The sequence below is a fragment of the Streptomyces sp. NPDC003032 genome, assembly GCF_053591415.1.
This window is the reverse complement of sequence record NZ_JBSFTT010000004.1, coordinates 169,694-195,383: the sequence shown is the minus strand read 5'-3', so window position 1 is coordinate 195,383 and position 25,690 is coordinate 169,694. Positions and strand designations below refer to the sequence as shown.

The following is a 25,690-nucleotide window of genomic DNA, read 5'->3' as shown; positions in this document are numbered from 1 at the left end:
TCGCCGGGCGCCCCTCTTCGCGCGTGGATGCGGGGAAAGCTACTTCACCTCGACGAAGCTACTTCACCTCGACGCGCACGTCGTCGCGGAGATTGGCGACCTGGGTGGCGACGTCGCTCAGCGCGATGTCCTTGCCGCTGCCGGTCGCGGCGGCATCGGAGTACACGGCGTACGCGACCGTGCTGTGGTCGCCCCAGACGCACATCGGCGTCTGGAAGCTGTTGGGGACGCCCTCGTCGTCCGCGCCGACCTCGCCCATCTTGAACTCGGCCTTCTGGCACTTCATGATGCCGTTCTCGAAGCCGTCCGGTGTGAACTTCTCCGGGTCGCCGATGAGCTTCATGGCTCCGTCGGAGCCGTTCATCGAGTTCTTCTCCATCTCGGCGAACATCGCGTCGACGACCTTCTCCGGGTCGTCGACCTCGCCGTACACACCGAAGTAGTTGAGGGACTTCAGGCTCGCGCCCTCGCCGTAGCTGTACGCGGCGTGGACGTCCTTGGGGTTGCTGACGCCCTGCTTCTCCAGGTCCTTGAGGTCGCTCGACGACGTACCGCCGCCGGACCCCTCGACCTTCTTGTAGCTGCCGAGCACGGTCGCGGGCGCCGTCAGCTTGTACGTCTTGCCGTCGTCGGCGACGGAGGAGCTGTCGCCCTTGGCGAGGAGGAAGTACCCGCCGACCGCGGCGGCGGCCACGACCACCACGGCGCCGATGATGAGCCCGGTCTTCTTGCTCCCGCCGCCCTGCGGGGGCGCGGGGAACTGCCCGTAGGGGGCCTGCGGCGGCTGCCCGTAAGGGGCGGGCTGCTGGGGCGGCTGGGTGCCGTACGGGCCGGGCTGGTTGTAGCTCACTGCGTCGGGGTTCCCCTCGTAGGTGGTGCGGCGGTGCGGCGGTGCGGCGATGCGGCGGTGCTGCGTCCCGGTGTCAGAGCTTGACGCGGACTTCCTTGCGGACCTTGAGCGTGGTGGCCGAGGCATCGTCGAGCGAGGCCTTGCCCGCCAGGGCGTCGGCGGCCACCACGGGAACGACGACGGCGACGGTGCTGTTGTCGCCCCAGATGCAGACCGGCATGTGGATCTCCTTGGGGCCGGACGAGCCGGTGCCGCTCGGACTGTCGTTCTTGATCACGGACTCCTGGCACTTGAGGACGACACCGTCCGTGCTGAAGTCCTTGACGCCGCCGACCAGCTTGCCCGTCTGCGCGCCGGGCTCCTGTGAGTCCTTCTTGACCTTGGCGAACATGCCGTCTACGACCTTCTCCGGGTCGCCGACCTCGCCGTAGACACCCATGAACTGGATGGCCTTCTGCGCCAGGGGGTTGCTGCCGCCCTCCGTCTTGTAGCCGGCGTCGACGTCCTCGGGGTTCTTCACCCCGGCCTTCTCGGCGGCCTTGATGTCGCTGGAGTTGAAGCCTCCGGCCTGGGCGTCGTCCTTCTTGTACTCGCTGAGCAGCGTCTCGGGGGTGACCAGCTTGTGCGCCCCGTCGTCGGCCACGGAGGAGGAACCGCCGCCGCCACTGTCGCTGCCGCTGAAGAGGAAGTACGCGCCGACGCCGAGGGCGGCGACCACCGCGATGCCGCCGATGACGAGCCCGGTCTTCTTCTTGCCGCCGCCCGGGGGCGGGGGCGGGACCTGCCCGTAGGGCATCTGCGGCGGGACCTGCCCGTAGGGGCCGGGCTGCTGGGGCTGGCTGTAGCCGCCCTGCTGAGGGGCCTGCGGCGGGGCCTGCTGCGGGTAGCCGTAGCCGTAGCCGGGCTGGGGCTGCGGCGGGGGCGCCTGCTGGGGGTAGCCGTAGCCGGGATGCGGGGCCTGCGGCGGCTGCCCGTAGGGGCCGGGCTGCTGCGGCTGGCCGTCACCGTACGGGCCGGGCTGCTGCGGCTGGCCGCCGTACGGGCCCGGCTGCTGGGGCTGGCCGCCGCCGTAGGGGCCGGGCTGCTGGGGCTGCTGCCCGCCGTATGGGCCCGGCTGATTGTAACTCATGGGGCTTCCCCTCCGAAACGCTTATATGTTCCCGACATCCTGACGCAACAGGGCTCGGTCGGATGACCGGGCCCCGCCCGGGGCCGACGGGCCGCGCGCCCCGCCGGGCGTCAGAGCTTGACGCGGACTTCCCCGCGGAACTTGGCCGTGGTCGTCGCGGCCTCGTCGAGGTCGGCGGCCTGGCCGGAGAGCGCGCTCGCCACGTCCGTGGTGACGACGTAGCCGATGGTGCTGTGGTCGCCCCATATGCAGGTCGAGGCGGACATCTCGCTCGGTCCGGTGGAGCCGGTGGTGGAGCCGGTGGTGCCCGCGGCGCCGCCCAGGTCCACCTTCATCTCCTGGCACTTGAGGACCGCGCCGTCGAGCTGGGCGGGCTTGTACTCCTTCGGGCTGCCGACCAGCGTGACCTTCTCGCCGCCAGTGCTGGCCGTGCCGTCCTTGGCTTCCTTCTCGGCGTTCGTGAACATGTGGTCCACGACGCCCTCGGGGTCCTTGATGTCGCCGTAGACGCCGCCGAAGGACAGGACCTTCCGCGCCATCGGGTTGTCCTTGCTGCCCGACTGGTACTGGGCCTGCACGTCCTTGGGGTTCTTCACCCCGGCCGCCTCGGCCTTGTCGAGGTCGACGCTGTTGAGGCCGCCGGAGCCGCCCGGGTCCTTCTTGTACTCGGTCAGCGCCGTCTCCGGCGTCGTCAGCTTGTGCGGGCCGTCGTCCTTGACGCCGGACTCGTCGCCTCCGTTGTCGGCCACGTTCGAGGAGCCGCCGTTCTTGCCGTCGCCCTTGCCGTCGTCACCGCCCGCGAGGACGAAGTAGCCGCCGACCGCGGCCGCGGCGACGACGGCGAGCGCGGCTATGACGAGGCCGGTCTTCTTGCCGCCGCCACCGGGGGGCGGCGGGGGCGGGACCTGCCCGTAGGGGCCCTGGGGCTGCTGCCCGTAGGGGCCGGGCTGCTGGGGCTGGCTGTAGCCGCCCTGCTGGGGGGCGTGCTGCGGAGCCTGCTGCGGGTAGCCGTAGCCGGGCTGGGGAGCCTGCGGCGGCTGCCCGTAGGGGCCGGGCTGCTGGGGCTGGCCGCCGCCGTACGGGCCCGGCTGGTTGTAGCTCATTACTGGGGTTCCCTCCCGATGCTTACGCGTTCCGAACATCCTGGCGGACGGGGCACGGGGAGCGGGGCGGCCGGGCAGGATCGATGCGCAGTTGTTGAACGTCTGTTCCAGAGACCGGACGTGTTCTAGAGACCGGACGTGTCCCGGAGACCGGACGTGTCCCGGAGACCGGACGTGTTCCGGAGACCGCACGAGCTGAGTGCGCTCACGCCTTCACTCGGGCCGCCTTGCGGAGGTCGGCCGCGAAGGAGGCGACCTCGTCGGTGGGCATGCCGCCGCCCTTCGCCAGCGCCGCCATATCCATGCCGAAGACGATGCCGTACGTGCTGTGATCGGCCCAGATGCAGATCGGCAGCTTCATCAGCTTGTCGCCTTCCTTGATGTCGGCGGTCTGGCACTTCATGACGGCGTTGTCGAGGGCGTCGGGCTCGACGGTCTCGGGGGCGCCGACGAATGCGAACTCCTCGGGGTCGCCCGCGTTGTCGCCAGCGTCCTCCTTCGCGCTCTCCTCGGCCTTGGCGAAGCCGTCGTCGACGGACTTCTCCGGGTCGTCGATCTCGCCGTACATCCCCTGGAAGCTGATCTGCTTCCCCTTGAGAACCTCGCCCGACTGGTACGTGGCAGGCACGTTCTCGGCGTTCTTGATGCCGATCTCCTCGGCGTTCTCCGTGGAGCCGAGTGGGCCACCGGGGGTGTCCTGGCCCTTCTTGTACTCGCCCACCGACGCGGGGGGCACCAGCCTGTGCGCCCCGTCGTCCTCGACCGACGCGGAGCCGCCGCCCCCGCCGAACAGGAAGTACGCGCCGGCGCCGAGCGCGGCGACCACCGCGACGGCACCGATGACGAGGCCCGTCTTCTTGCCGCCGCCCTGCTGGGGCGCCTGCTGCGGGGGCTGCGGGAAGCCGTATCCCGGCTGGGGCGGCCGCGGCGGCTGCGGCGGGACCCCATGCGGCGGCTGCCCGTACGGGCCGGGCCACTGCGGCTGCTGGCCGTACGGGCCGGGCTGCTGACCGTCGTACGGCCCTGGCTGGTTGTGGCTCATCGCGGGGTCCCCCTCCGAACTCTGACGTGTCCCGGACATCCTGAACGACGTACGGAGCCCGTGGAGCCCCGGACGGCAAGCGATATCGAACATTCCGGTTTCGGGACCGCTCCGCGACCCCTCTAAACTGACCGCGTGACCGACAACGCTCAGCAGCAGCCTCCAGCGACCACTCCCGAACTGCCGACCCAGTACGCGCCGGCCGAGGTAGAGGGGCCGCTGTACGAGCGCTGGGTGGAACGGGGCTACTTCGCCGCCGACGAGAAGAGCGAGAAGCCGCCGTACACCGTCGTCATCCCGCCGCCGAACGTGACGGGCTCCCTGCACCTGGGCCACGCCTTCGAGCACACGCTCATCGACGCCCTCACCCGGCGCAAGCGCATGCAGGGCTTCGAGACGCTCTGGCAGCCGGGCATGGACCACGCCGGCATCGCCACGCAGAACGTGGTCGAGCGCGAGCTCGCCAAGGAGGGCAAGTCCCGCCACGACCTGGGACGCGAGCAGTTCATCGAGCGCGTCTGGCAGTGGAAGAACGAGTCCGGCGGCCAGATCTCCGGCCAGATGCGCCGCCTCGGCGAAGGCGTCGACTGGTCCCGTGAGCGCTTCACCATGGACGAGGGCCTCTCGCAGGCCGTCCAGACCATCTTCAAGAAGCTCTACGACGACGAGCTGATCTACCGCGCCGAGCGCATCATCAACTGGTGCCCGCGCTGTCTGACGGCGATCTCCGACATCGAGGTCGAGTACCAGGACGACGACGGCGAGCTGGTGTCGATCACGTACGGCGAGGGGGACGAGACGCTCGTCGTCGCCACCACCCGCGCCGAGACGATGCTCGGTGACACCGCCGTCGCGGTCCACCCCGAGGACGAGCGGTACAAGCACCTCGTCGGCAAGCAGATCAAGCTGCCGCTGACCGACCGCACGATCCCGGTCGTCGCGGACGAGCACGTCGACCCCGAGTTCGGCACCGGCGCCGTCAAGGTGACCCCGGCGCACGACCCGAACGACTTCGAGATCGGCCGGCGCCACGGCCTGCCGAACCTCGCGGTCATGGACGAGCACGCCGTCATCACCGCGCACGGCCCCTTCCAGGGCCTGGACCGCCTGGAGGCCCGCTCCGCCATCGTCGGCGCCCTGCGCGCCGAGGGCCGCATCGTCGCCGAGAAGCGCCCCTACGCGCACTCCGTCGGCCACTGCTCGCGCTGCAAGACCACCATCGAGCCGCGTCTGTCGATGCAGTGGTGGGTCAAGGTCGGCCCCCTCGCCAAGGCCGCCGGCGACGCGGTCCGCGACGGCAAGGTCAGGATCCACCCGCAGGAGATGGAGAAGCGCTACTTCGACTGGGTCGACAACCTCCACGACTGGTGCATCTCGCGCCAGCTGTGGTGGGGCCACCGCATCCCGGTCTGGTACGGCCCGAACGGCGAGGTCGTCTGCGTGGGCCCGGACGACGAGGCCCCGACGGGCGAGGGCTGGACGCAGGACACCGACGTCCTCGACACGTGGTTCTCCTCCGGCCTGTGGCCGTTCTCCACCCTCGGCTGGCCCGAGCAGACCGAGAGCCTCGAGAAGTTCTATCCGAACTCCGTCCTGGTCACCGGCTACGACATCCTCTTCTTCTGGGTCGCCCGGATGATGATGTTCGGCCTGTACGCGATGGACGGCACCCCGCCGTTCCACACGATCGTGCTGCACGGCATGGTCCGCGACCAGTTCGGCAAGAAGATGTCGAAGTCCTTCGGGAACGCCGTCAACCCGCTGGACTGGATGGACAAGTACGGCTCCGACGCCCTGCGCTTCACGCTCGCCCGCGGCGCCAACCCGGGCACGGACGTGCCGATCGGCGAGGACTGGGTCCAGGGCTCGCGCAACTTCGCCAACAAGATCTGGAACGCCACGCGCTTCGCGATGATGAACGGCGCCACGATCGAGGGCGAGCTGCCCCCGGTCGAGCAGCTGTCCGCCACCGACCGCTGGGTCCTGTCCCGGCTGAACGCGACGGTCGCCGACGTCGACGCGCTCTACGACGACTTCCAGTTCGCCAAGCTCTCCGACGCCCTCTTCCACTTCGCGTGGGACGAGGTCTTCGACTGGTACGTCGAGCTGTCCAAGACGACGTTCATGGCGGGCGGCGACGGCGCGAAGGTCTCGGCCCGCGTCCTGGGTGAGGTCCTCGACGTCACCCTGCGCCTCCTCCACCCGATCGTCCCGTTCGTGACGGAGACGCTCTGGACGGCGCTGACCGGCCGCGAGTCGATCGTCATCGCCGACTGGCCGGTCGACAGCGGCTTCCGCGACACCGCCGCGGAGCAGGAGATCGAGACCCTCCAGCAGGTCATCACGGAGGTCCGCCGCTTCCGCGCCGACCAGGGCCTCCAGCCGGGCCAGAAGGTCCCGGCCCGCCTCACCCTGGACGGCACGGCGCTCGCCCCGCACGAGGCCGCGATCCGTCAGCTGCTGCGCCTCCAGCCGGAGGGCGACGCCTTCACGGCGACGGCGACGCTGCCGGTCTCGGGCGCCACGGTCGCGCTCGACCTGTCCGGCACGATCGACGTGGCCGCCGAGCGCAAGCGCCTGGCCAAGGACCTCGCCGCCGCCGAGAAGGAGAAGGCACAGGCGGAGGCGAAGCTCGGCAACGAGGCGTTCCTGGCGAAGGCGCCCGACCAGGTCGTGGACAAGATCCGCGGCCGCCTCACCAAGGCGGAGGCCGACATCGCCCGGCTGACGGCGCAGTTGGAGGCGCTGCCGGCGGCGTAAGCCCCTCGGTCACACTCATACCGAAGGCTCCCGGACCGGCACGCGGTCGCGGGAGCCTTCGTCGTACGAGGTCGTACGAGGTCGTACGGAGGTCAGGCGAGGCGAGGCTCAGGCTAGGGGGCGGGTGTCGCGGGCCCGCTCGTCGGCGGGCCCGGCGGGCGCGATGAGGTCGACCGGCCCGAAGAACTCGACCGGGCCGTCCCGCGGGGCCGGGGGCTCAAGGCCGAGCCGCTCCAGCTCCGTGCCCGCCAGGGCGTCCAGGATCTCCGGGTCGCCGTGCCGCCAGCCCCAGGCGAGGCTGCCCGGCGTCGAGCCGGGGATCTCCGAGGCGGTCGCGGCCACCTCGTCCAGGGGCCTGAGCAGCGAACGCAGGGCCAGCAGGTCGCGGCCGTCGTCGGAGGCGGCGAGGTCCCGCGCCGCGCCCGCCTGGCGGATCCAGCGGAGCCGGCGCGGCAGCCAGACGGCCACGACCAGACCGACGGGTACGACGAACAGGGCGACGGCGCCCAACACCACCGCCGTGCGCACGGCCACCGGGTCCATGGCGTCGACGGCGTCCGCCACGCGCCGCAGCGCCGTGTCGACGCGCCCGCCGACCAGCGGCAGCGGCGCCCTGTGTTCCTGGAGGGCGCGGGGCAGGGCGAGCAGACAGGTCAGCCGGTACGCGATGGCGGCGGCGCCGGCCCACAGCGCGGTCCACAGGAGGACCGCGGCGTCACCGGCGAGCTGATGGGTCCGCCGGGCGGAATTCTGGGCATACCACATGGTCAGATCTGACCCCCGGTACAGGCCGGGGCCCGTCAGCCGCGCCGCGAGCCCGTGCGAGCCCGTGCCGCAAATCACCAAATCAGGGCCATAAGTCTGATGAACCGGGTCTAAAGACCTTGGATGATGGAGAGCATGCACGACCGCCCCGCCGCCCAGGCGATACGCCAGGCGGCGGCCACCGGCCGTCGCCTCGCCGGGCGCTGGGCCAAGGCGACCGCCGCCCTGGACCTCCTGACAGCGCTGAGCGCGCTGGCGCTGATGAGCCTGGACGTGCCGGGCCTCGCGGCGGCGGACAACTCCCTCAACGGCCCGACGGCCGCCCTCGTCCTGACGGCGGGCGCCGCCTCCCTGCTGCTGCGCCGCGCGGCGCCCTGGCTGCCGTACGGCGTCGCGCTGTTGCTGCTCGGCTGGCTGCACGAGCTGACGCTGGCGCAGTTCGCGCTGTACTCACTGGGCCGCTACCGCGGGCGCCGGGCGGGCACGTTCGGCGTCGTCGGCTATGTCGCGTTCGCCTACGGGATGTTCCTGCTGCCCGGCTGGCCGCCCCACCGGGGCGAGACGCTGAGCGAGTTCCTGAGCCTCGTCGTGCCGATCGGCGTGCTCGCGGCGGGGGTCGGCGTCGCCGCGAACCGGCAGGACCTGGTCCGCGCCCTGGAGGCGCAGCGCGCGGAGACGGCCACGCTGCACGCCGTCCAGCGGGAGCGGGCCCGCATCGCGCGTGACGTGCACGACTTCGTCGGCCGCGAGTTGACGCTGCTGAGCGTGCGCTCCCAGGTGCTCGCGCGCCGGGCCACGGGCGGGCCCTTCACGGACGGCTTCGAGGAGCTGTCGGAGACGGCGCGCAGCGCGCACCGCATGCTGAACGAGATCATCGTCCAGCGCGGTACGGACGGCGCGCCGACGCCCGGCCTCGACGCGCTGCCCTCCCTCGCCGAGCGCAGCGGGCGCGCGGGGAGCCCCGTGGAGCTCCTGGTCGACCCCGCGGCCCATCGGCTCTCGCCGCTGCGACAGGCGGCCGTCCACCGCGTGGTCCAGGAGTGTCTGACGAACGCGGCGAAGCACGCGCCGGGGGAGCGGGTCACCGTACGGGTGGACGTGGCGGACGGCCGTCTTCGCATCGCGGTCCGCAATGCCCTGCCTGCGGCGGCGCCCGCGGCTGCGCCGGTCTCGGCGGGCATGGGCACCACGGGGATGGCCGAGCGGATCCGGGCGGTGGGCGGCGGGTTCACGGCGGGGCCGATGGACGGCACGTATGAGGTCCTGGCGTGCCTTCCGGCGGGCGAGCTGTCCTGAGGGAGGTTCGAAGACCACAGGCGCCTACGCCGCCGACATGACCCTCTCCAGCCCGTCGAAGTCCTCCACACACTTCCCGCACCCCAGCGCCACACTGTCCAGCGGATCCTCGGCCACGAACACCGGGATCCCGGTGCCGGAGGCGATCCGCAGGTCGAGGCCGGGGAGCAGCGCACCGCCGCCCGTCAGCACGATCCCGTGCTCCATGATGTCGCCGGACAGCTCCGGCGGGCACTCCTCCAGAGTCGTCTTCACCGCCGCGATGATGTGCTCGACGGGCTCGTCGAGAGCGCCCCGGACCTCCCGCACCGTCAGATCCACGGTCTTCGGCAGCCCGCCCACCTTCTCGCGCCCCCGCACGGTGAACGTCCGCCCCTCGAACTCCTCCTGTCCCGGCACGGGCCACGCGGAGCCGATCGCGACCTTGATGTCCTCGGCGGTGCGCTCGCCGATGAGGAGCGAGTGCTCCTTGCGTACGAAATCGGTGATCGCGATGTCGAGGCGGTCGCCGCCGACCCGCAGTGACTGGGCCGTGACGATTCCGCCCAGCGAGATGACGGCGACCTCTGTGGTGCCGCCCCCGATGTCGACGACCATCGACCCGCGGGGCTCGGCGACCGGAAGGCCCGCCCCGATCGCGGCGGCCATCGGCTCCTCGATGAGGTGGACGGCCCGCGCCCCGGCCCGCTGCGAGGCGTGCACGATGGCGCGCCGCTCGACGGGCGTGACGCCGCTCGGTACGCACACGACCATGCGGATGCGGGGCCGCCGCCCGGGCACGGCCTTGCGGACGAAGTGCCGGATCATCTCCTCGGCGGCTTCGTAGTCGCTGATCACGCCGTCCCGCAGCGGACGGATGGCGGTGATGGACCCGGGCGTGCGCCCGATCGTCTCCTTGGCCTCCGTGCCCACGGCGAGCACCCCGCCCTTGCCTCCCCTGTCCGCCCGCACGGCGACGACGGACGGCTCGTTGAGCACGATGCCCTTGCCGCGCACGTAGAGGAGGGTGTTCGCAGTGCCGAGATCGATACCTATGTCCATGATCGCAAGTCTGCCGGGCGCCCCGGGGAAGCGGAGGGACCAAGGTCCCGAATCGGACGGGCCGAAAGTCCCGACGAGGTGTCGCGGGCCCGACCGACAGGTCGGGACGCCGAGTGTCGGTGCGGCTCCGTAGACTGACGTACGTGAGTGACCTCCCCCCGCACGACGAGCACGCCGACCACCCCGCCGACGGCGACACCTTCGAGGAGATCGTCGGCGCCGAGACCGACCGGGACCCCGACCTCGCGGTGATCGAGGCGGGCAGCCGCACCCTGCGCACCCAGGCGGGTCCGCCGCAGGGCGACATCCCCGCCCGTCCCACCGATCCGGAGGTGGACAAGGCGCTGCGCGAGGTCGAGACGGAGCTCGCGGGCCGCTGGGGCGAGACGAAGCTGGAGCCGTCCGTCAGCCGTATCGCCGCGCTGATGGACGTCCTGGGCGAGCCCCAGCGCGCGTACCCCTCGATCCACATCACGGGGACGAACGGCAAGACGTCCACGGCCCGCATGATCGAGGCCCTGCTCTCCGCCTTCGACCTGCGCACGGGGCGGTACACCTCGCCCCACGTCCAGTCGATCACCGAGCGGATCAGTCTGGACGGCGCCCCCATCGAGGCCGAGCGCTTCGTGGAGACGTACAACGACATCAAGCCGTACGTGGAGATGGTCGACGCCCGGCAGGAGTACAGGCTCTCGTTCTTCGAGGTCCTCACCGGCATGGCGTACGCGGCCTTCGCGGACGCCCCCGTGGACGTGGCCGTCGTCGAGGTCGGCATGGGCGGCAGCTGGGACGCGACGAACGTGATCGACGGCTCCGTCGCCGTCGTCACCCCCATCGACCTGGACCACACGGACCGCCTGGGCTCCACGCCCGGCGAGATCGCCACGGAGAAGGCCGGCATCATCAAGCCGGACGCGACGGTGATCATGGCTCAGCAGCCGGTGGACGCCGCGCAGGTGCTCCTGAAGAAGGCCGTCGAGGTCGACGCGACGGTCGCCCGCGAGGGCCTGGAGTTCGGTGTGGTGGCCCGTCACGTCGCGGTCGGCGGCCAGCTCATGACGCTGCGCGGGCTCGGCGGGGAGTACGAGGAGGTCTTCCTGCCCCTGCACGGCGAGCACCAGGCGCACAACGCCGCGGTGGCGCTCGCCGCCGTGGAGGCGTTCTTCGGCATCGGCTCGCAGCACGCGCGCCCGCTGGACATCGACGTGATCCGCAAGGCGTTCGCCTCGGTCGCGTCGCCGGGCCGTCTCGAGGTCGTGCGCCGCTCGCCCACCGTCGTCCTGGACGCCGCGCACAACCCCGCGGGCGCCCGCGCCGCCGCCGCCGCGATCGGCGAGGCCTTCGACTTCAGCAATCTCATCGGTGTGGTCGGCGCGAGCGAAGGCAAGGACATGAGGGGGCTGCTCGAAGCCTTCGAGCCGATCTTCGCCGAGGTCGTCATCACACAGAACACCAGCCACCGCGCGATGGGCGCGGACGAGCTGGCCGCGATCGCCGTCGAGGTCTTCGGCGACGACCGCGTCCAGGTCGAGCCGCGCCTGCCGGACGCGCTGGAGGCCGCGATCACCCTCGCCGAGGAAGAGGGCGAGTTCTCGGGCGGCGGCGTTCTGGTCACCGGTTCCGTCATCACGGTCGGCGAGGCCCGACTGCTTCTGGGGAGGGGCTGACTCCTGTGCGTACGCTCTGCGCTTCGACGCTGATCGGTGAGTTCTTCGTCATCGGCTTCGCCGGTCTGGTCGCCATGAAGGACCCCGACCTTTCCATGGGCACTGTCTGGACGGTCAGCGGTGTCGCGATGTTGCTGTGCGTGCTGCTGTGCGGTGTGATCACCCGGCCCGGTGGGGTGCAGCTGGGCTGGGCCCTCCAGATCGCGCTGCTCGCGAGCGGCTTCGTGGTGCCGATGATGTTCTTCCTGGGCGCGGTCTTCGCGGGCCTGTGGTGGGCTTCGGTCCACTTCGGGCGGCAGATCGACGAGGCGAAGGCCAGGTTCGCGGCGATGGCGGAGGGGCAGGCGGAGGCCGGAGGTAACGCGGCGTAGCCGCCCCCGGTATCGTGCGGCCCGTCCCCACGTGATCGCAGCGATCGTAAGAACACCTCTTGGAGCCGCACATGAGCCAGCGCACCCTCGTCCTGCTGAAGCCCGACGCCGTCCGTCGTGGCCTGATCGGGGAGATCATCGGCCGCATCGAGCGCAAGGCGGGCTGGGCGATCTCCGCGCTGGAGCTGCGTTCGCTGGACCAGGAGATTCTGGAGCAGCACTACGGCGAGCACAAGGGCAAGCCGTTCTACGAGCCGCTGGTCGCCTTCATGTCGTCCGGTCCGGTCGTCGCGCTCGTCGTCGAGGGCGAGCGGGTCATCGAGGGTGTGCGCGCGCTGGCCGGTCCGACCGACCCGATCGCCGCGGCGCCGGGCTCCATCCGGGGTGACTTCGGCACGATCGTGCGGGAGAATCTGATCCACGCCTCGGACTCCGAGGAGTCCGCCGAGCGCGAACTGAAGATCTTCTTCCCGGGCGTGGCGTAACGCCCCACGCGCGCCGCGTCCCACGCGCACCACGCGCGACTTTCTGACGATGCGTTAGTCATGCACTGCCCTGACCTGGACGGCCGGAGATATCCGGCCGTCCATTGGCATATGCGCCCCAATTGGGGGAACCCGTGCCTCCGATGGCACGTCTCCAAGAGCGGGGCGGTACATCATCTGCTGACAATGGCGAAGACCCTCGCGCCGAGTTCGCACGGCCGAGACTACGATGGAAGCCTCCACTGCCACTCAGCACCCACCTCGCCTACCTAAAAAGCCATCACAAGCTCCAATAGGGAAGGCCAGACGCATCCTCATGGGGAACAACATGTCGTTCATCGGCCGTGACATGGCTGTCGACCTCGGGACCGCCAACACGCTGGTGTACGTCAGGGGTCGGGGGATCGTTCTCAACGAGCCGTCCGTCGTCGCGATCAACACCAACACCGGTGGCATCCTCGCGGTCGGCGCCGAAGCCAAGAAGATGATCGGGCGCACGCCCGGCAACATCGTCGCGGTACGCCCGCTGAAGGACGGCGTCATCGCCGACTTCGAGATCACCGAGCGCATGCTCCGCTACTTCATCCTGAAGATCCACAAGCGGCGCTATCTCGCCCGCCCGCGCGTGGTCGTCTGCGTGCCGTCCGGCATCACCGGCGTGGAGCGCCGCGCCGTCATCGAGGCCTCCTCGCAGGCCGGCGCGCGTCAGGTGCACATCATCGAGGAGCCCATGGCCGCCGCCATCGGCTCCGGCCTGCCGGTCCACGAGGCCACGGGCAACATGGTGGTCGACATCGGCGGCGGCACCACCGAGGTCGCCGTCATCTCGCTCGGCGGAATCGTCACGGCACAGTCCATCCGCGTCGCGGGCGACGAACTGGACAACGCGATCATCCAGCACATCAAGAAGGAGTACTCCCTCCTCCTCGGTGAGCGCACGGCCGAGCAGATCAAGATCACCATCGGTTCGGCGTACGACATGGACGCCGACGAGCACACCGAGATCCGCGGCCGGGACCTGGTCTCCGGGCTGCCCAAGACCGTCGTCATCTCCGCCGCCGAGGTCCGCAAGGCCATCGAGGAGCCGGTCAACGCGATCGTCGACGCGGTCAAGACCACCCTGGACAAGTGCCCGCCCGAGCTGTCGGGCGACGTGATGGACCGCGGCATCGTCCTGACCGGCGGCGGCGCCCTGCTGCGCGGCCTCGACGAGCGGCTGCGCCGCGAGACCGGTATGCCGATCCACATCGCCGAGGACCCGCTGGACAGCGTGGCGCTCGGCTCCGGAAAGTGTGTCGAGGAGTTCGAGGCGTTGCAGCAGGTGCTGGACGCCCAGCCGCGCAGATGATCTGACGCGAGAACATCCGCCGTACGAGTGCCTGCCACCTCGTGCGGCGGATCGTTGATATAGAGGCGAGAACAGAAGAATTCCGGCAACGCAGAAGAATTCCCCAGAACCCCGTGGAACGCGCAGATTCCACGGAATCCGATTGAGGAAGGCACGCCGCCGCACGTGAGGGACACACGAGAGAGCCGGCTGCTCCTGGTGCTGCTGATCGCCATCGCGTTCGCTTTGATCACGGTGGACATCCGCGGTGGTGAGGACTCGCCGGTCGACGGTGCCCGCCAGGCCGCCGCCACCGTCTTCGGTCCGGTCGAGGAGGGGATGTCCTCCGCCGTCGACCCGATCGGCAACGCCATCGGCGCGGTCCGTGACTCCGGCGACCGCCACGACCGCATCGCCGAACTGGAGCGGCAGAACGCCGTGTTGAAGGCGAAGCTCGGCAGCGACGACCGCAACCGCAGCCGCGTACGCCAGCTCGACGGCATGCTGAAGACGGCGGGCGCGGGGCAGTACGGCATCAAGGGCGCCGAGGTCATCGGCATAGGAGCGGCCCAGGGCTTCTCCTGGACCGTCACCATCGACGTCGGCGCGAACGACGGAATCAAGCGCGACATGACCGTCCTCAACAGCGAAGGGCTCGTCGGCCGCGTCACCACGGTCGGCCCGAACACCGCGACCGTGCTGCTCGCCAACGACCCCGACTTCACCGTCGGCACCCGCATGGAGAAGACCGACGAGCTGGGCTTCGCCACCGGCCAGGGCGACCGTCCGCTCTCCGTCCAGCTGCTCAACGGCAAGGCCAAGGTCAAGAAGGGCGACCGCCTGGTCACCTTCGGCTCGCAGCAGGACAGGCCGTTCGTGCCCGGCGTACCCGTCGGCGAAGTCGTCCGCGTCGACCCCTCGGGCGGTGACCTCACCCGCAACATCTACGTCAGGCCGTACGCGGGGTTCACCAAGCTCGACATCGTCGGCGTCGTCGTCGAGGCGCCCCGCAAGGACCCGCGCGACACGGTCCTGCCGAAGAAGCCCGAGAAGCCCAAGCCGACCCCGACGGTGACCGTCACGGCCACCCCGTCGGGACAGCCCCCGGCCGACGGCGCGGCCGACGGCGCGGTCAACGGCGACGAGCAGTAGGAGACCGGACCCATGCGCTTCAACCGAATCCTGCTCTCCGCCACCCTGGTCGTCGTCGCCCTGGTCATCCAGGTCAGCGTCCTGGCCCGGCTCCAACTGCCGGGCGCCGTACCGGACCTGGTGCTGCTCACCGTCCTCGGCCTCGCCCTGGTCTACGGCCACGTCGGCGGAGCCCTCATCGGCTTCGGCGCGGGCCTCCTCTCCGACCTGGCCCCGCCCGCCGACCACGCCGCCGGACGGTACGCGCTGGTGCTCTGCGTCGTCGGCTACCTCGCGGGCCTGGCCAAACCCGACGGCGGCCGGCTGCGCTCCGCCACCGGTCCGCTCGTCGTGGTCGTCGGGGCGGCCATCGGCTCGACGCTGCTGTACGCGGGTGTGGGCGCCCTCGTCGGCGACACCGCCGCACGCCATGTGGGCCTAGGCGGGCTGCTCTTCACCGCCGCGCTCTACGACCTGCTGCTCGCGCCCTTCACGGTGCCGCTGATCATCGCGCTCGCCAGACGCGCCGAGAACGACCCGCTGGGGGAGGGCACCCCGGCCAACAAGGCCACCGACGTCTCCTCCGGCTGGCTCGCCTCGGGCACCGGACTGAGCATCGGCAGCCAGCGCGGCGGCCTGCGCGCCAAGGCGGCCAAGGCGCGCGTCGCGCGCGCCGGACGCATCAAGGGGGTCAAGCGCCTGTGAGGGCGAACCACTTCGCCGGCGGCCCCGAAGGACGTAGCACCGGCCGCGCCGAAGTACGTAGCACCGGCCGCGCCGAAGTACGTATCGAAGGACGTATCAGGGGAGGGGAGAAGTGACCAACATTCCGGAGACCGGGCGCACCCCCCGCGTCCAGATCCGCCTCATCGTCATCCAGATCCTCGTCGTCTCCCTCCTGCTCACCCTCGGCGGCCGCCTCTGGTACCTCCAGATCCGCAACGGCGACGAGTACGCGGAGGAAGCCTCCGGCAACCACGTCCAGCAGGTCGTCCAGCCCGCCGTGCGCGGCTCGATCCTGGACGCCCGCGGTGTGCCGATCGCCGACAACCACACGCGCCTGGTCGTCTCCGCGTCCCGCACCGACCTGATGAAGATGAAGGACGACGGCAAGGCGGTCCTCGCCAAGCTCGCCGACGTCCTCGCCATGGACCCCAAGGACGTCACCGACAAGGTCCGCCTCTGCGACGCCAAGACCCCGCAGCCCTGCTGGAACGGCTCGCCCTACCAGCCCATCCCGATCACCGACGAGGCCACGCCCAAGCAGGCCCTCCAGATCCGCGAGCGCTCCGAGGACTTCCCCGGCATCACCGCCGAACCCACCGCCGTACGCCGCTATCCCGCGCCCGGCAACTCCAACACCGCGCAGGTCCTCGGCTACCTCTCGCCCGTCACCGACGACGAGATCGACAAGGCCAAGGACACCGACTCCCCGTTCCTCCGCTCCGACCAGGTGGGCCGCTCCGGTCTTGAACGGACGTACGACAAGCAGCTGCGCGGCAAGGCGGGCGTGACCCGCTACGAGGTCGACAACCTCGGCCGCGTCATCGGCAAGGCCAGGTCCGACGAGGCCGAGCCCGGGGCGAACGTCGTCACCAGCATCGACGCGCGTGTCCAGGCCGTCTCCGAGTACTGGCTGAACGACGCGATGAAGAAGGCCCGCGAGGAGTTCGACAAGAACACCGGCGAGAACTACAAGGCCGACGCGGGCGCCGTCGTCGTCATGGAGAACAAGACCGGCCGCGTCGTCTCCATGGCCTCCAACCCGACGTACGACCCGAACGCCTGGGTCGGCGGCATCTCCGGCAAGGACTACGCCCAGCTCACCGGCAAGAAGTCCAACTACCCGCTGCTGAACCGCGCCATCCAGGGCCAGGCGGCCCCCGGCTCGATCTTCAAGGTCATCCCGACGACCGCCGCCGTGAACGCGGGCTACGACTTCAACGCCCTCTACCCGTGCCCCAGCTCGTACTCGATCGGCGGCCAGACCTTCAAGAACTTCGAGTCCAAGGGCCACGGCGCCATCACCCTCGGCAAGGCGCTCGAAGTCTCCTGCGACACCGTCTTCTACAAGCTCTCGCACGACCAGTGGGCCAGGGACGGCGGCAACAAGCCGAGGCCCGACGCCAAGGACTGGTTCTACAGGACCGCTCACCAGTTCGGCCTCGGCAAGGAGACCGGCATCGACCTCCCCAACGAGGTCACCGGCCGCGTCCCCGACCGCAAGTGGAAGAAGGACTACTGGAAGGCCAACAAGGACGCCTGGTGCAAGCAGGGCAAGAAGACCGGCGGCGACTACGCCGCGCGCATCGCGTACGAGAACTGCCTCGAAGGCATGAAGATGCGCGCCGGTGACTCCGTCAACTACTCCATCGGCCAGGGCGACACCCTCGTCACGCCGATACAGATGGCGACGATCTACTCCGCCATCGCCAACGGCGGCACCCTCTACGACCCCACCGTCGGCAAGGCGATCATCAGCGCCGACGGCAAGCAGGTCCGGGAGATCCAGCCGCGGTCGCACGGCAAGCTGCCCATGGACGCCCAGCTCCAGAGGGACATAGACGGTGCCCTCGCGGACGTCGCGACGCGCGGCACGGCGGCCTGGCGGTTCCAGAACTGGCCACAGGACAAGATCCCGATGCACGCCAAGACGGGTACCGCCGAGGTCTACGGCAAGCAGACCACCTCGTGGTTCGCGACCTACACCAAGGACTACACGATCGTCATGACGATCTCCCAGGGCGGCACGGGCTCCGGCGCCTCCGGACCCGCCGTCCGCAAGATCTACGACGCGATCTACGGCCTCGACGACAGCGGCAAGCAGGACAAGAAGAAGGCGCTCCTGCCCGAGCCGCAGAAGAGCCTGCCGAAGATCGAGAGCGACGGCTCCATCGACCCTCCGAAGATCAAGCCCTACAAGCCCGAGGCACCCAAGGAGCCGGACGAGCAGCAGGAGCTGGCCGGCGCCCCGGCCGACTGGAGGCGGGACTGATGACCGGCAGTGGCTTCTCCGTCTCCGGGTACGGCCCCGAGCGCTCCAACATGTCGCGGCTCCTGGCCCGTGACTCGATAGTGCGCCGGCTCGACTGGCCGATGCTGCTCGCGGCGATCGCGCTCTCCATGATCGGCACCGCGCTCGTCTACTCGGCGACCCGCAACCGCACCGAGCTGGTCGGCGACGACCCGTACGCCTTCGCGCTCAAGCACCTCCTGAACACCGGCATCGGCTTCGCCCTGATGATCGGCACCGTCTGGCTCGGCCACCGCACACTGCGCACGGCCGTGCCGATCCTCTACGGCATCTCCGTCTTCCTGGTCCTGCTCGTGCTCACCCCGCTCGGCGCGACCATCAACGGCGCCCACGCGTGGATCGTGCTCGGCGGCGGCTTCTCGCTCCAGCCCTCCGAGTTCGTGAAGATCACGATCATCCTGGGCATGGCGATGCTGCTCGCCGCCCGCGTGGACGCGGGTGACAAGGACCACCCCGACCACCGCACCGTCGTGCAGGCCCTCGGCCTGGCCGCCGTGCCGATAGTGATCGTCCTGCTCATGCCCGACCTCGGTTCGGTCATGGTGATGGCGATGATCGTGATCGGCGTGCTGCTCGCCTCGGGCGCCTCCAACCGCTGGGTCTTCGGGCTGCTCGGCACCGGCGTCGCCGGTGGCGTCGCCATATGGCAGCTCGGCGTCCTCGACGACTACCAGATCGCCCGCTTCGCGGCCTTCGCCAACCCCGCGCTCGACCCGGCGGGCGTCGGCTACAACACCAACCAGGCCCGCATCGCCATCGGCTCGGGCGGCCTGACCGGCACGGGCCTGTTCAACGGCTCGCAGACCACCGGGCAGTTCGTCCCCGAGCAGCAGACCGACTTCGTCTTCACCGTCGCGGGCGAGGAACTCGGCTTCATGGGCGCGGGCGCGATCCTGGTCCTGCTCGGCGTCGTCCTGTGGCGCGCCTGCCGCATCGCCCGCGAGACGACCGAGCTGTACGGCACGATCGTCGCCGCCGGCATCATCGCCTGGTTCGCGTTCCAGTCCTTCGAGAACATCGGGATGACGCTGGGCATCATGCCGGTCGCGGGCCTTCCGCTGCCCTTCGTCAGCTACGGAGGCTCGTCGATGTTCGCGGTCTGGGTGGCCGTCGGACTGCTCCAGTCGATCAAGGTCCAGCGGCCGATGTCGGCGTAGTCCCACCGATGACCTGCCCCGCGTCGTGCTTCACGTCTAGATTCGGTTCATGGCGGAGACGAAGCGCGAGATCGAGCGGAAGTACGACGTCGGGGCGGACGCGGAGCTGCCCGACCTGACCGGCGTGGCCGGGGTCGGGGACGTCGTCGACAGAGGCGTCGTCGAACTGGACGCCGTCTACTGGGACACCCCAGACGAACGCCTGGCCGCCGCCTCGATCACGCTGCGCCGCCGCACCGGCGGCGCGGACGAGGGCTGGCACCTGAAGCTGCCCGTGTCGCTCGCCGAGGGCGTGCGCGACGAGATCCACGCGCCGCTCTCCGACGAGGTGCCCCGCGCCCTCCTCGGCCTCGTGCGCTCCCGGATCCGCGAGACCGAACTCGCCCCCCTCGTCCACCTCTTGTCCGCGCGGAACCTCCGCCACCTCGTCGACGCGCGGGGCGCGCTGCTCGCGGAGGTCAGCATCGACGCGGTACGGGCCGAGCGGCTCACCGCGGGCGGTGGCACGGCCGCGTGGTCCGAGATCGAGGTGGAGCTGGCCGACGGCGGCGACCCCGCGCTCCTCGACAAGGTCGAGAAGAAGCTGAGGAAGGCGGGCGTACGACGCTCCTCCTCGTCGTCGAAGCTGGGCAGGGCGCTGACGGAGACCGCGCCCAAGGAGACCGCGCCCAAGGAGAAGGTACGGACGGGACGTAAGGCCGACCGGCCCGCCGAAGGCGCCGTCAGGAGCGGAAAGAAGGCCGGGAAGAGCGAGGCCGTCGCCGAGGCCGTGCGGGAAACCGTCGGGGACGGACCCGGAACCGCCGGCGACCACGTCGTCGCCTACCTCCGCGCCCAGCGCGACGCGATCGTCTCCCTGGACCCCGCCGTCCGCCGCGACCTGCCCGACTCCGTGCACCAGATGCGGGTCGCCACCCGGCGGATGCGCAGCGCCTTCACGTCGTACCGCAAGATCCTCGACCGGACGGTCACCGACGCGGTCGGCGACGAACTCAAGTGGCTCGCCGGGGAGCTGGGCGTCGACCGCGACCAGGAAGTCCTCGCCGAACGGCTCACCGCCCGCGTCGGCGCGCTGCCGAGGACCCTCCTCCTGGGCCCGGTGCGCGGCCGGCTCCGCGTCTGGTCCGTGGCCCGCCGCACCGGCTCGCGCGGCAGAACGGTCGCCGTCCTTGAGAGCAAGCGCTACCTCGCGCTCCTGGACGCCGTCGACGCCCTGCTCGCCGCGCCCCCACTGCGCCCCGCCGCCTCCGAGCCCCCCGGCAAGGCGCTCCCCAAGGCGCTCCTCAAGGAGTACGCGCGCCTCGCCGCCCGCGTCCGGCACGCCCTCGCGCTGTCCTCCGGCGAGGAGCGGGACCAGGCCATGCACGCCGCCCGCAAGGCCGCCAAGCGCGCCCGGTACGCGGGCGAGGCGGCCGTCCCCGCGCTCGGCGGGCCCGCCGAGCGGTTCGCGAAGCGGATGAAAGCCGTACAGACCGTGCTCGGCGACCACCAGGACAGCGTGGTCGCCCGCGACGCCCTGCGCGCCCTGGCGGTCCAGGCCCACCTGGCGGGGGAGTCCGCCTTCACCTGGGGCCTCCTGTACGGCCAGGAGGAGGCGAGCGCGGCGGACCGCGAGCGGGAGCTGCCGCAGGTGTGGGCCGATGCGTCCCGGCGGAAGGTGAGGGCGGCGCTCGGCGGCTGAACGCCGGGGTACGCTGGATGGTCATCCCTGCCAGCTCATGAAGGTTCACGATGTCTGAATCGGTCTTCCCACAGCTCGAAGCTCTGCTCCCGCATGTGCAGAAGCCCATCCAGTACGTCGGTGGTGAGCTGAACTCCACCGTCAAGCCGTGGGACTCCTGCGACGTCCGCTGGGCGCTCATGTACCCGGACGCGTACGAGGTCGGGCTGCCCAACCAGGGCGTCATGATCCTCTACGAGGTCCTGAACGAACGGCCGGGCGTCCTCGCCGAGCGCACGTACAGCGTGTGGCCGGACCTGGAGGCCCTGATGCGGGAGCACGGGGTACCGCAGTTCACCGTGGACTCGCACCGGCCCGTCGGCGCCTTCGACGTCTTCGGGCTCAGCTTCTCCACCGAGCTGGGCTACACCAACATGCTGACCGCCCTCGACCTCGCGGGCATCCCGCTGGAGGCCAAGGACCGCACCGTCGAGGACCCGATCGTGCTCGCGGGCGGCCACGCCGCGTTCAACCCCGAGCCGATCGCCGACTTCATCGACGCCGCGATCATCGGCGACGGCGAGCAGGCCGTGCTCGACATGACCGAGATCATCCGCGCCTGGAAGGCGGAGGGCCGCCCCGGCGGCCGCGAGGAGGTGCTGCTCCGCCTCGCGAAGACGGGCAGCGTGTACATCCCGGCGTTCTACGACGTCGAGTACCTCCCCGACGGGCGGATCGGACGCGTCGTACCCAACAGGTCGGGCGTGCCGTGGCGGGTGTCCAAGCACACCGTCATGGACCTCGACGAGTGGCCCTACCCCAAGCAGCCCCTCGTCCCGCTCGCGGAGACCGTCCACGAGCGCATGTCCGTCGAGATCTTCCGCGGCTGCACCCGCGGCTGCCGTTTCTGCCAGGCCGGCATGATCACGCGCCCCGTGCGGGAGCGAAGCATCACCGGCATCGGCGACATGGTCGAGAAGGGCCTGAAGGCGACCGGCTTCGAAGAGGTCGGCCTGCTCTCGCTCTCCTCCGCGGACCACAGCGAGATCGCCGACGTAGCCAAGGGCCTCGCCGACCGGTACGAGGAGGACAAGATCGGCCTGTCCCTCCCCTCGACCCGCGTCGACGCCTTCAACGTCGACCTCGCCAACGAGCTGACCAGGAACGGCCGCAGGTCCGGCCTGACCTTCGCCCCCGAGGGCGGCTCCGAGCGGCTGCGCAAGGTCATCAACAAGATGGTGTCCGAGGAAGACCTCATCCGCACCGTCTCGACGGCGTACGGCAACGGCTGGCGCCAGGTGAAGCTGTACTTCATGTGCGGCCTGCCCACCGAGACCGACGACGACGTCCTCCAGATCGCCGACATGGCGACGAAGGTCATCCAGAAGGGCCGCGAGGTCTCCGGAGCGAACGACATCCGCTGCACGGTGTCGATCGGCGGCTTCGTCCCCAAGCCGCACACCCCCTTCCAGTGGGCCCCGCAGCTCTCCGCCGAGGAGACCGACGCCCGCCTGGAGAAGCTCCGCGACAAGATCCGCGGCGACAAGAAGTACGGCCGCTCGATCGGCTTCCGCTACCACGACGGCAAGCCCGGCATCGTCGAGGGCCTCCTCTCGCGCGGCGACCGCCGCATCGGCGCCGTCATCCGCGCCGTCTACGAGGAAGGCGGCCGCTTCGACGGCTGGCGCGAGCACTTCAGCTACGAGCGCTGGATGCGGTGCGCCGACAAGACGCTGCCCGAGATGGGCGTCGACGTCGACTGGTACACCACGCGCGAGCGTACGTACGAAGAGGTCCTGCCCTGGGACCACCTGGACTCCGGTCTCGACAAGGACTGGCTCTGGGAGGACTGGCAGGACTCGCTCGACGAGACCGAGGTCGAGGACTGCCGCTGGACGCCGTGCTTCGACTGCGGCGTCTGCCCGCAGATGGACACGCACATCCAGATCGGCCCCACCGGCAAGAAGCTGCTGCCGCTCACGGTCGTGAAGTAAAGGCAGCGGCACAGACACATGCCTCGACTCACCCCGCCCACCGTCCTGGTGCACCGCTCCTACATCGCCGCGATGGAGGAGTTCCGGGCCGAGGGGCGGGGCGGGCCCGACGACGACTCGACGCTCGGCCGCACCCTGCGCGACTACGGCGACAAGTGGCACGACCCCGTCGTCTTCGAGCGGTACGTCGCCGAGACGCGCCGCGCCGCCGAGCACACCGACGGGCCGCTCGCCGTCCCCGTCACGACTCTCTGGTACGTCGACGGCACCGACTACCTCGGCCGCGTCGCCGTCCGCCACAGCATCAACACCCGTTTCCTGCGCGAGTACGGCGGCCACATCGGCTACGACGTCCGCCCCACCGCGCGCCGCCGGGGCCACGCCACCGAGATGCTGCGCGCCTGCCTGCCGTACGCCGCCCGATTCGGCCTGGAAACCGTCCTGGTGACCTGCGACACCGACAACACCGGTTCACGCAAGGTCATCGAGGCCGCGGGCGGCGTATTCGAGGACGAGCGGGGCGGAAAGCTGCGGTACTGGATCCGAACCGGACTCCCACGCGTCTAGGACGACATGGACCTGGAAAAACGCCCTCCCCACGAGGCTGTGCGTCAGCCGCCGCCGGGGCAGGCCGAGCGCCGGCCCGAGCAGGCCGAAGGCTGTCTCGCCGTCGCCATTCGCCTGCCGGTGCGGATCGTGGTGCTGGTATTCGTCGTGCCGGTGCGCCTGGTCTGGGACGCGCTCGCCGTCTGCGGCCGCTTCCTCTACTTCAGGGCCCTGCGCCCGGTAGGACGGGCTATCGGCACCGTCCTCACCTGGCTGCTCAAAGCGGTCTTCGTGTGGCCGTGGGTGGGCCTGTGGCGGTACGTGGTCGTGCCGGTCGGCATCGCCCTCGCCTGGCTGGGCCGGGTCCTGATCGTCGTCCCGGCGGTGTGGCTGTACGAGGCTGTCCTGACGCCGATCGGGCACGGCATCGCCTGGCTGGCGCTGGGCATCGGCCGGGGCGTCACAGCCCTGGCGCTCGGCATCGGCGCGGGCTGCGCGTGGCTGTGGCGCCACCTCGTCGCGATCCCGGCCGCGTGGCTCTACGCGCGCGTGCTGACCCCGATCGGCCATGGCATCGCCTGGCTCGCACGGGCCGTCGGCACCGGAGCGGCGGCGGCCGGACGCGGCATCGGCGCCGTCCTGACCTGGCTGTTCAAGGCGGTCTTCGTGTGGCCGTGGGTGGGCCTGTGGCGGTACGTGGTCGTGCCGGTCGGCATCGCCCTCGCCTGGCTGGGCCGGGTCCTGATCGTCGTCCCGGCGGTGTGGCTGTACGAGGCCGTCCTGACCCCGATCGGGCACGGCATCGCCTGGCTCGCGCGCGGCATCGGAGCGGGCGTCGACTGGCTGGCACGCGGCATCTGGACCGTCGTCTCGGCGCTGTGCCGCTGGATCTTCGTCGCGCCCGCCGTCGCCGTGTGGCGCTGGGTCCTCGCGCCCGTCGGACGGGCCGTCGCCGTCGTCGCGCGTGAGATCGGCGACGCGCTCGGACACGCCTGGCGCATCGCCGGGCACATCTCCCTCGTCGTCGGCCGCTTCCTGGCCGAACTCCTTCGGTGGATCTTCGTAGAGCCGGTGCGGTGGGCGTACCGATCCGTCCTCACACCCGTCGGACACGTCGTCCGCGACGCGGTGTGGCGCCCCGCCGCCAAGGCCGTCAAGGAGGCCCGCCGCGCCACCCGGCAGGCCCTCTCCGCCGCACGCGAGAGCGTGCGCCAGGCGCGGGCCGACGTGCGGCGCATGCTGTTCGGAGCACAGAGGCAGCCGGTGCCGGTGGCGGCGACGCCGGGGGAGCCCGTCCCCGTACCGGTGGCCCGGCGGGAACCTGACACGCCCGGGGGACGTACTCTAGGTAGCAGTACGACCGCACTCACGAAGGACTGACGACACTGGGCAAGCGACAGCCCGAAGGCCCGCCGCCCGCACCCGCGGTGCAGCGCATCCGACTGCGCTACACCAAGCGCGGCCGCCTCCGGTTCACCAGCCACCGTGACTTCCAGCGCGCCTTCGAGCGTGCGCTGCGCCGCGCCGAGGTGCCCATGGCGTACTCGGCGGGGTTCACCCCGCACCCGAAGGTGTCGTACGCCAATGCCGCACCCACCGGCACGGGCAGCGAGGCCGAGTATCTGGAGATCGCGCTCACCGCACCGCGCGACCCCGACCGACTGCGCGATCTGCTCAACGAATCGCTGCCGGACGGTCTGGACATCACCGACGCCGTCGAGTCCCGCACCTCGGGCCTCGCCGACCGGCTCACCGCCTCCATCTGGGAGCTGCGCCTCGACGGCGTGGAGCCCGCGGAGGCCCAGCGCGCGGCCGAGCTGTTCCGCGCCGCCGAGACGGTCGAGGTGCAGCGCCGCACGAAGAACGGCATGCGCACCTTCGACGCGCGCGCGGCGGTCGTCGGCCTGGAAGCGATCAACGACGGTGAAGCGATCACTGACGGTGAAGTGATCACGCGCGACACCGATAGGCCGAGCGACAAGCCCTGTGCGATACTGCGGCTGGTTGTTCGGCACGTGACACCTGCCGTACGACCTGACGACGTCCTGTCCGGTCTCCGAGCTGTGGCCGACCTGGCGCCGCCGGTCCCCGCAGCGGTGACCAGGCTGGCGCAGGGGCTTTTCGATGAAGAGACCGGCACGGTGACCGACCCGCTCGCGCCCGACCGCGAGGCAGTCACGGCCGCCACACCCACGGCCGCCGTCTCTGCCGCCGCGAAGGCGCCGGCGCCGGAAGGCCCCCGTTAAGGACGTACGTCAAAGCGCAGCCCTCGTACTCGGGAGCCACCTGGGTCGGGCAGCGCACTGACCGAGACTTTCGCCAGGCCGTTCGC

Annotated in this window: 21 protein-coding genes; 15 read left to right on the top strand and 6 right to left on the bottom strand. The window is 70.7% G+C overall.

What is annotated here, in order from left to right:
- Window positions 1-58: 58 nt before the first annotated feature.
- The 4 genes from ACWDZ7_RS07540 to ACWDZ7_RS07525 all read right to left on the bottom strand — a co-directional run bounded on the left by ACWDZ7_RS07540 (window position 59) and on the right by ACWDZ7_RS07525 (window position 4,124).
- The gene (locus ACWDZ7_RS07540; RefSeq protein WP_451795634.1) at window positions 59-850 is read right to left on the bottom strand and encodes a hypothetical protein; all 792 of its coding nucleotides are present in this window, start codon (window positions 848-850) and stop codon (window positions 59-61) included.
- A gap of 73 nt (window positions 851-923) precedes the next feature.
- On the bottom strand, window positions 924-1,979 hold the full coding sequence (locus ACWDZ7_RS07535) for a hypothetical protein (protein ID WP_451795632.1): 1,056 nt from the start codon (window positions 1,977-1,979) through the stop codon (window positions 924-926).
- Window positions 1,980-2,089: 110 nt separating this feature from the next.
- Window positions 2,090-3,082: a hypothetical protein gene (locus tag ACWDZ7_RS07530; RefSeq protein WP_451795630.1), complete on the bottom strand. Its 993-nt coding sequence runs from the start codon at window positions 3,080-3,082 to the stop codon at window positions 2,090-2,092.
- Window positions 3,083-3,287: 205 nt separating this feature from the next.
- Complete coding sequence (locus ACWDZ7_RS07525) at window positions 3,288-4,124, bottom strand: hypothetical protein (RefSeq protein WP_451795628.1); 837 nt, start codon at window positions 4,122-4,124, stop codon at window positions 3,288-3,290.
- Between the two features lie 135 nt (window positions 4,125-4,259).
- On the opposite strand from ACWDZ7_RS07525, the gene ACWDZ7_RS07520 reads away from it, so the two are divergent.
- Entirely contained in the window at window positions 4,260-6,884 is a 2,625-nt protein-coding gene (locus tag ACWDZ7_RS07520) for a valine--tRNA ligase (RefSeq protein WP_451795627.1), read from the top strand.
- Between the two features lie 108 nt (window positions 6,885-6,992).
- Here the strand turns inward: ACWDZ7_RS07520 and ACWDZ7_RS07515 are convergent, their stop codons facing one another.
- Entirely contained in the window at window positions 6,993-7,649 is a 657-nt protein-coding gene (locus ACWDZ7_RS07515; RefSeq protein WP_451795625.1) for a hypothetical protein, read from the bottom strand.
- 135 nt (window positions 7,650-7,784) lie between these two features.
- Here ACWDZ7_RS07515 and ACWDZ7_RS07510 point away from each other — a divergent pair, with 135 nt between their 5' ends.
- A complete protein-coding gene (locus ACWDZ7_RS07510) occupies window positions 7,785-8,945 on the top strand; it encodes a sensor histidine kinase (RefSeq protein ID WP_451795623.1) in 1,161 nt (386 codons plus the stop codon).
- Window positions 8,946-8,969: 24 nt separating this feature from the next.
- Here ACWDZ7_RS07510 and ACWDZ7_RS07505 read toward each other — a convergent pair whose 3' ends face one another.
- A complete protein-coding gene (locus ACWDZ7_RS07505; protein ID WP_451795621.1) occupies window positions 8,970-9,986 on the bottom strand; it encodes a rod shape-determining protein in 1,017 nt (338 codons plus the stop codon).
- A gap of 143 nt (window positions 9,987-10,129) precedes the next feature.
- Here ACWDZ7_RS07505 and folC point away from each other — a divergent pair, with 143 nt between their 5' ends.
- From folC to ACWDZ7_RS07440, 13 genes are all read left to right on the top strand, one after another.
- Window positions 10,130-11,653, top strand: a complete 1,524-nt coding sequence (folC, locus tag ACWDZ7_RS07500) for a bifunctional tetrahydrofolate synthase/dihydrofolate synthase (protein WP_451795620.1) — start codon at window positions 10,130-10,132, stop codon at window positions 11,651-11,653.
- Between the two features lie 5 nt (window positions 11,654-11,658).
- Entirely contained in the window at window positions 11,659-12,024 is a 366-nt protein-coding gene (locus ACWDZ7_RS07495; RefSeq protein ID WP_451795619.1) for a DUF4233 domain-containing protein, read from the top strand.
- Between the two features lie 71 nt (window positions 12,025-12,095).
- Complete coding sequence (gene ndk, locus ACWDZ7_RS07490; RefSeq protein WP_451795617.1) at window positions 12,096-12,509, top strand: nucleoside-diphosphate kinase; 414 nt, start codon at window positions 12,096-12,098, stop codon at window positions 12,507-12,509.
- Between the two features lie 328 nt (window positions 12,510-12,837).
- Window positions 12,838-13,857, top strand: a complete 1,020-nt coding sequence (locus ACWDZ7_RS07485; protein WP_030362602.1) for a rod shape-determining protein — start codon at window positions 12,838-12,840, stop codon at window positions 13,855-13,857.
- A gap of 165 nt (window positions 13,858-14,022) precedes the next feature.
- On the top strand, window positions 14,023-14,988 hold the full coding sequence (mreC, locus tag ACWDZ7_RS07480) for a rod shape-determining protein MreC (protein WP_451795615.1): 966 nt from the start codon (window positions 14,023-14,025) through the stop codon (window positions 14,986-14,988).
- A 12-nt stretch (window positions 14,989-15,000) separates the two neighbouring features.
- Window positions 15,001-15,672: a rod shape-determining protein MreD gene (mreD, locus tag ACWDZ7_RS07475; protein WP_451795614.1), complete on the top strand. Its 672-nt coding sequence runs from the start codon at window positions 15,001-15,003 to the stop codon at window positions 15,670-15,672.
- A 112-nt stretch (window positions 15,673-15,784) separates the two neighbouring features.
- Window positions 15,785-17,962, top strand: a complete 2,178-nt coding sequence (gene mrdA / locus ACWDZ7_RS07470) for a penicillin-binding protein 2 (RefSeq protein WP_451795612.1) — start codon at window positions 15,785-15,787, stop codon at window positions 17,960-17,962.
- Window positions 17,962-19,158, top strand: a complete 1,197-nt coding sequence (gene rodA, locus ACWDZ7_RS07465) for a rod shape-determining protein RodA (RefSeq protein WP_451795610.1) — start codon at window positions 17,962-17,964, stop codon at window positions 19,156-19,158. Before mrdA ends, rodA begins: the two co-directional genes overlap by 1 nt.
- Window positions 19,159-19,207: 49 nt before the next feature.
- Window positions 19,208-20,839: a CYTH and CHAD domain-containing protein gene (locus ACWDZ7_RS07460; RefSeq protein WP_451795609.1), complete on the top strand. Its 1,632-nt coding sequence runs from the start codon at window positions 19,208-19,210 to the stop codon at window positions 20,837-20,839.
- Between the two features lie 50 nt (window positions 20,840-20,889).
- Complete coding sequence (locus tag ACWDZ7_RS07455; RefSeq protein WP_451795608.1) at window positions 20,890-22,812, top strand: TIGR03960 family B12-binding radical SAM protein; 1,923 nt, start codon at window positions 20,890-20,892, stop codon at window positions 22,810-22,812.
- Between the two features lie 18 nt (window positions 22,813-22,830).
- Window positions 22,831-23,379, top strand: a complete 549-nt coding sequence (locus ACWDZ7_RS07450) for a GNAT family N-acetyltransferase (protein WP_451795607.1) — start codon at window positions 22,831-22,833, stop codon at window positions 23,377-23,379.
- Window positions 23,380-23,385: 6 nt separating this feature from the next.
- A complete protein-coding gene (locus ACWDZ7_RS07445; RefSeq protein ID WP_451795606.1) occupies window positions 23,386-24,738 on the top strand; it encodes a hypothetical protein in 1,353 nt (450 codons plus the stop codon).
- Between the two features lie 47 nt (window positions 24,739-24,785).
- Window positions 24,786-25,604 carry a TIGR03936 family radical SAM-associated protein gene (locus ACWDZ7_RS07440; protein WP_451795605.1) on the top strand — a complete coding sequence of 273 codons (819 nt, stop codon included), beginning with the start codon at window positions 24,786-24,788 and terminating at the stop codon, window positions 25,602-25,604.
- The last annotated feature ends 86 nt before the right edge of the window (window positions 25,605-25,690 follow it).